This is a genomic window from Pseudomonas sp. (assembly GCF_050739995.1).
Classification (GTDB): Bacteria; Pseudomonadota; Gammaproteobacteria; order Pseudomonadales; family Pseudomonadaceae; genus Aquipseudomonas.
Window position 1 is genome coordinate 1 of record NZ_JBOICG010000431.1, and the last position, 5,996, is coordinate 5,996.

At 62.6% G+C, this 5,996-nt stretch carries 7 protein-coding genes; 6 read left to right on the top strand and 1 reads right to left on the bottom strand.

Going from position 1 to position 5,996, the window contains the following annotated elements; translation table 11 throughout:
* The 3 genes from ACRESD_RS14220 to dhaL form a co-directional block, all read left to right on the top strand.
* Positions 1–730: zinc-binding dehydrogenase (locus ACRESD_RS14220; protein WP_431751488.1), on the top strand; the 730-nt coding region annotated here is incomplete at its 5' end.
* A gap of 84 nt (positions 731–814) precedes the next feature.
* Positions 815–1,816, top strand: a complete 1,002-nt coding sequence (locus tag ACRESD_RS14225; protein ID WP_431751489.1) for a dihydroxyacetone kinase subunit DhaK — start codon at positions 815–817, stop codon at positions 1,814–1,816.
* Between the two features lie 3 nt (positions 1,817–1,819).
* A complete protein-coding gene (gene dhaL / locus ACRESD_RS14230; RefSeq protein ID WP_431751490.1) occupies positions 1,820–2,467 on the top strand; it encodes a dihydroxyacetone kinase subunit DhaL in 648 nt (215 codons plus the stop codon).
* On the opposite strand, the gene ACRESD_RS14235 is transcribed toward dhaL, so the two are convergent.
* Positions 2,424–3,320: a LysR family transcriptional regulator gene (locus ACRESD_RS14235; RefSeq protein ID WP_431751491.1), complete on the bottom strand. Its 897-nt coding sequence runs from the start codon at positions 3,318–3,320 to the stop codon at positions 2,424–2,426. The genes dhaL and ACRESD_RS14235 overlap by 44 nt on opposite strands.
* A 103-nt stretch (positions 3,321–3,423) precedes the next feature.
* Here ACRESD_RS14235 and ACRESD_RS14240 point away from each other — a divergent pair, with 103 nt between their 5' ends.
* The 3 genes from ACRESD_RS14240 to ACRESD_RS14250 all read left to right on the top strand — a co-directional run.
* Positions 3,424–3,627, top strand: a complete 204-nt coding sequence (locus ACRESD_RS14240) for a hypothetical protein (protein WP_431751492.1) — start codon at positions 3,424–3,426, stop codon at positions 3,625–3,627.
* Positions 3,624–5,159 carry an MFS transporter gene (locus tag ACRESD_RS14245; RefSeq protein ID WP_431751493.1) on the top strand — a complete coding sequence of 512 codons (1,536 nt, stop codon included), beginning with the start codon at positions 3,624–3,626 and terminating at the stop codon, positions 5,157–5,159. The genes ACRESD_RS14240 and ACRESD_RS14245 overlap by 4 nt, the downstream gene beginning before the upstream one ends.
* Before the next feature lie 152 nt (positions 5,160–5,311).
* The coding region (locus tag ACRESD_RS14250; RefSeq protein WP_431751494.1) for a glycine betaine ABC transporter substrate-binding protein at positions 5,312–5,996 on the top strand (685 nt) is incomplete at its 3' end.

Below are 5,996 nucleotides of genomic sequence, written 5' to 3' on the forward strand. Positions count from 1 at the left end.
GTACTGGATGTGCCAGAAGCATGACCTCTACGGTTTCCAGAACAATGTCCAGGGTGCCATGGCCCAGTACATGATCTTCACCAAGGAAGGCATCATCCACAAAGTACCGGAGTCCATCGCGCCCGATGAAGCGATCCTGATCGAACCGCTGGCCTGCTCGCTGCATGCCGCCGAACGCGCCAATGTCGACCACGACGACGTTGTGGTGGTGGCCGGCGCCGGTACGCTGGGCCTGGGCATCATCGGTGCCGTACGCCTGCGCAACCCGAAAAAGCTCATCGTGCTGGACATGAAGCCCGAGCGCGCTGCCCTCGCCCTGCGCATGGGTGCCGACGAAGTGTGGAACCCGGCCGAGGTCGACGTGCTGGCAAAGATTCGCGAGATCACCGACGGCTACGGCTGTGACATTTACATCGAGGCCACCGGGCACCACAAGGCCGTCAATCAAGGCCTGGCGATGCTGCGCAAGCTGGGGCGCTTCGTCGAATTCAGCGTATTCAATGATGAGGCCACGGTCGACTGGTCGATCATCGGCGACCGCAAGGAACTGGACATACTCGGCTCACACCTGGGGCCTTACATGTACCCGCGCGCCATCGACTTTATCGGCAACCGCAAGATCGACATGCGCGATGTGGTGACCCACAAGTTTGCGCTGGCGGACTTCAAGGAAGCGTTTGCGGTGATGGAGCGCGGGGACAAGTCGCTCAAGGTAGTCCTCGAACCCTGACGCATAACCCTGTGGGAGCAGGCTTGCCAGCTCCCACATTTGAAATGTGTTGATATCAAGAACAAAAACACAGGAACCCGCGTTATGAATCGAGTCATCAACGATCCGGACCAAGTGGTCGAGGACATGCTGCGCGGCATCCTGGTCGCGCACCCCGAGTTGCGCCAGTACGAAACCAACCCCAGGGTCATCACCAAAGCCAAACCCTCCGGCCAGGGCCGCGTGGGCATTGTCACCGGTGGCGGCTCGGGGCATGAGCCGGCCTTTCTCGGCTACGTCGGCCCGGGCCTGGTGGATGCGGTGGCCGTCGGCGAGATCTTCTCCTCGCCCACCGCCAAGAGTTTTTTCGACGCCTTCCGCGCCGCCGACCACGGCGCGGGCGTGGCCTGCCTATACGGCAACTATGCCGGCGACAATATGAACGTGAAGCTGGCGATGAAAATGGCCGCCAGCAAAGACATGCGCATCCGTACCGTGGTCGCCAACGATGACGTGGCCTCCGCCCCCAAGGCCGATATCGCCAAGCGGCGCGGCGTGGCCGGGGAAATATTCATGTGGAAAATCGGCGGTGCCGCTGCCGCCCAACACTACGACCTCGATGGGGTGATTCGCGTCGCCCAGAAAACCGTCGACCATTGCCGTTCGATCGGCATTGGCCTCACGCCCTGCACCATTGCGGCGGTGGGCAAACCGAACTTCCAGATCCCCGACGGCCAGATGGAACTGGGCATCGGCCACCACGGCGAGCCGGGCATCGAAGTGATCGCCATCGAACCTGCCGCCGCCATGGCCGAGCGCATGCTCGCCCCCATCCTTGCCGACCGCGATTTCAACCAGGATGACAGTGTGGTGGTACTGGTCTCGGGCCTGGGCGCTACGCCCGTGATGGAGCTGTATGTGTTCTACGCCGAAGTGGAACGCCAGCTCACCGCCAAGGGTTTGAAGATTCACCGTTGCTACGTCGGCAACTACTTCACCTCGCTGGAAATGATGGGCGTGACCCTGACCCTGCTCGGCCTGGACGCGGAGCTGAAAACCCTGATCGACCATCCCTGCCGTTCCATCGGCATGACCCAGGCGGAGTGAACCATGAGCCAACACTTTTCCACCCACGACGGCAGCGCCATTGTTGCCGACCTGGTCAGCGTGATCGTGGCCAACCGTGAATACTTGAGCGAAGTCGACGGCGCCATCGGAGATGGCGACCACGGCATCAACATGGCCAAGGGGTTCGCTCACTGCGGGCGCACCCTCGAAGGCCGTCAACTGACCCTGGCCGAAGCCCTGGATGAACTGACCCTGAGCCTGATGGAAGGCATTGGCGGTTCCATGGGACCGCTGTATGGCAGCCTGTTTATCGGCATGGCCGATGAAGTGCGCAACAGCGAGGACATTGACGCCGCCACCTTCGCCCACTTGCTGCGCGGCGGCTTGACCTCGTTGCAGGACATCACCGAGGCGGGCGTGGGCGACAAGTGCTTGATGGACACCCTGATCCCCGCGGTCGAGGCCTTTGAAGGTGCGCATGCCGGCGGCGCTTCCTTCCATGATGCACTGGAGGCGATGAAAACCGCCGCGTCACAGGGGCGCGACTCGACCAAGGACTTGGTGGCGAAAATCGGCCGCGCCAGCCGCCTGGGCGAGCGCTCCCTCGGCGTACTGGATGCCGGGGCGGTATCGTGCTGCCTGATTCTTACGCGATTGGCGGATTCGGTGCAGCCGCGACTGACGGCTTGACCTGCTGGATATATCGCACCACGGCCGGCGCTTTCTCGAAGCGCCGGTGAATCAGCGACAGCCACGATGACGCCTCGCAGCCCTGAATCGTGCGGTACACCACGCCCGGCAAACTCACATGGCCCACCATCGAGGCAGGCACCACGGCCACGCCCTGCCCCAATGACACCAGCGCCACCACCGCTACCAGCCCGCCCGGCTGTGGACCCAAGCGGGGAGCATAGCCGCCTTGCGCCGCCACGTGCAGGGTGCCGCTGATCTGTTCCGGCAGGATGAAGGTCTCGTTTTGCAGGTGCTCACAGCCGATGGCTTTCAACCCGAGCAGCCAGGAGTCCTGCGGCAGCGCGAGCACAAAGCCTTCACTGTCCAGGCGCACAGCCTCCACCCCATCGGGCAAGGTCATCGGTGAACGGATATAGCCGATATCACAACGCCCATCTGCGACCGCACTGGCCAACGTGGTCATCGCACATTCGCGCACGTTCACACTCACGTCGGGAAACGCCTGGCTGAACCCCTGCATTTGCCGTTGCAGCAATCCGCAATACAGCGCTGAAGCCACGTAGCCCAACTCGATATGCCCGATCTCCCCACGCCCGGCGCGTTGAGCATTGCGCTGGGCGAACTCGAACTGGCGCACGGTGGCTTCGGCTTCGATCAGCAAGGCGGCGCCTGCTTCGGTGAGGCTGACTTGCCGTTGTTGGCGGACGAACAAGCGTGTGCCCAGGCTGTTTTCCATATCCTGGATCTGTCGACTGAGCGTCGGCGGCGCGACGCCCAATTGCTCGGCTGCACGAGTGAAGTTGCGCTGCCGGGCAACGGCCAGAAAGTAGCGGAAATGGCGTATTTCCATGACAGGGTTAGCTCAAAGGTAATGAAGTGCCGGGTCACGCCTAACGAGGGTCGCAGGCGCTGGGGATAAGCTGTCGATGCGCTAACAGTAGAGAGGCTTTCCCATGTTCGTCAAATCCTTGAGCCTGGCACTCGCCAGCCTTTTCTCCCTCCCCAGGGTCATGGCCGCGGAGCCACCGGCCAGCGTTGCTCACAAAGCAATCCTAACCTTGTCCACCGCTCAACAGATCGCTGCCCAGGCCCGCAAGGTCGCCAGCGAACACGGCTGGCCCTGTGCACCGGCGGCGGTGACCGTGGTGCAACCATGAGCACGGTCAGCCCACGCTTGACGTTGTTGACCGCCTCCGGGGTGTGCTCACTGATTGTGCTCGATACCAATATCGTCGCCGTGACCCTGCCGAGTATTGCCCGCGACCTGGGGGCGAATTTCGCCGATATCGAGTGGGTGGTCAGCGCCTATATGCTGGCGTTCGCAGCCTTGTTGCTACCGGCCGGCAGCATTGCCGATCGCTTCGGTCGCAAGAAATCGCTGATCTGGGGGTTGAGCATTTTCATCCTGGCGTCCCTTGGCTGTGGCGCTGCACCCAATGCGTTGTTTCTCGATATCGCCCGCGCCGTCAAAGGCGTTGGCGCGGCGCTGCTGCTAACCTCGGCGCTCGCCTCCATCGGCCACACCTTCCACGATGAAGTGGAGCGTGCCAAAGCGTGGGCTTTCTGGGGCGCGTGCATGGGGGTGGCGATGACCGCCGCGCCGACCTTGGGCGGCTTGATCACCCAATACCTGGGTTGGCGCGGGATCTTCTATCTCAACCTGCCCGTGGGCCTGGCCCTGATGGGCCTGGTGCTTCGCGCGATTCCAGAATCGCGCGATGCCCAGTCAGCGCGCCTCGATCCCTGGGGCAGTCTGGCGTTCAGCGCAAGCTTGCTGTGCCTGATCTGGGGCCTGATCGAGGCCAACCGCATCGGCTGGGACAACCCGCTGACTTACGCTCGCCTGATCGGCGGCGCGCTGTTGCTGGGCGTGTTCGTGTTTGTCGAGCGTGTGCAACAACGGCCCATGGTGGATTTACAACTGTTGCGCCACCCACGCTTTATCGGCGCCCTGCTGGGGATGTTCGCCTACGCCGGTTGTGCCCAGGTGATGATGACGCTGTTGCCGTTCTATCTGCAAAACGGCCTGGGCTTTTCCGCGATTGCCTCGGGGCTGGGCATGCTGCCGTTTGCCTTGACCATGTTGATCTGCCCACGGATCGGCGCCCGACTGGCGGGACGCTTTGCCCCCGCGACGATGATGGCCACCGGTTTGACCCTGGTGGGCTGCGGCAATTTGCTGAGTGCCTGGGCCGTGAACATCGGCGGCTACCTGCCCTTCGCCCTGGCGATTGCGGTCACGGGTGCCGGTGCGGGACTGCTCAATGGCGATACGCAAAAGAACATCATGGCCTGTGTGCCACGGGATCGTGCCGGGATGGCCTCGGGCATGAGTACCACCATGCGTTTCAGCGCGATCATGCTGGCTATCGGCGTGTATGGCGCGTTGTTGAGCAGCCATAGCGAGCAATTGCTCAGCGCGAGCCTTGATGCGCAGTGGCAACCTCAGGTGGCGGGTATTGCGTCACGCGTGGTGGCTGGGGATATGCCAGCGGCAATGGGGTTGTTGCCGGAGCCGGCACGCGCGGCCGTGCAACCGCTGGCGCGACAGGCGTTTGTGGGTGGGTTCGGCGGCGTGCTGTGGGTGGCGGGGTTGTTGGGATTACTCGGGGCGTTGGTGGTGGGGGTTTTGATGAGGAAGCCGATTCCGTTAATGCAACAACAACCCTCCAGGCTGACCCAGAACTAAATGTGGGAGCGGGCTTGCTCGCGAAAGCGGTGTGCCAGTCAATGCATCTGGTGACTGATCCACTGTATTCGCGAGCAAGCCCGCTCCCACATAAGCCCACTCCCACATGGGTCCTGCGTTGTTTTGGGAATCGAATCACCAAGAGGCTACACATGAAAAAGATCAAACACCTGCTCGGTGGCTCGCTACTGACACTGGCCCTTGTGGCCCAGCAAGCTCCCGCCGCCGAAGCGGTCAAACCGATTCACTTCGGCGACATCACCTGGGAAAGCGGGAGCCTGATCACCGAGGTGTTGCGCCTGATCGTCGAGAAAGGCTACGACCTGCCCACCGACACCTTGCCCGGCAGCACCGTGAGCCTGGAAGCTGCCCTGGCCAAGGACGATATCCAAGTGATCGGCGAAGAGTGGGCCGGGCGCAGTCCGGCGTGGGTCAAGGCGGAAAACGAAGGCAAAGTGTTTGGCCTGGGCGATACCGTCAAAGGTGCCACCGAAGGCTGGTGGGTGCCGGAATACGTGATCAAGGGTGACGCGGCACGCGGCATCAAGCCCCTGGCACCGGACCTCAAGTCGGTGGCCGACCTGCCGCGCTACAAGGATGTGTTCCGCGACCCCGAAGACCCGAGCCGTGGCCGCTTCCTCAACAGCCCCACTGGCTGGACCTCGGAAATCGTCAACAGTCAGAAGCTCAAGGCGTACGGCTTGACCGACACCTTCGTCAACTTCCGTACCGGCTCCGGCGCGGCGCTGGATGCCGAGGTGGCGTCATCGGTGCGTCGTGGCAAACCGGTGTTGTTCTACTACTGGTCGCCCACGCCACTGCTGGGGCGCTTCAAGC

What these genes read in the sequence shown, in the direction of transcription:
- ACRESD_RS14240 (WP_431751492.1), top strand. Translation starts at nt 3,424, where the DNA reads ATGTTCGTCAAATCCTTGAGCCTGGCACTCGCCAGCCTTTTCTCCCTC.
- ACRESD_RS14235 (WP_431751491.1), bottom strand. Translation starts at nt 3,320, where the DNA reads ATGGAAATACGCCATTTCCGCTACTTTCTGGCCGTTGCCCGGCAGCGC.
- dhaL (WP_431751490.1), top strand. Translation starts at nt 1,820, where the DNA reads ATGAGCCAACACTTTTCCACCCACGACGGCAGCGCCATTGTTGCCGAC.
- ACRESD_RS14245 (WP_431751493.1), top strand. Translation starts at nt 3,624, where the DNA reads ATGAGCACGGTCAGCCCACGCTTGACGTTGTTGACCGCCTCCGGGGTG.
- ACRESD_RS14225 (WP_431751489.1), top strand. Translation starts at nt 815, where the DNA reads ATGAATCGAGTCATCAACGATCCGGACCAAGTGGTCGAGGACATGCTG.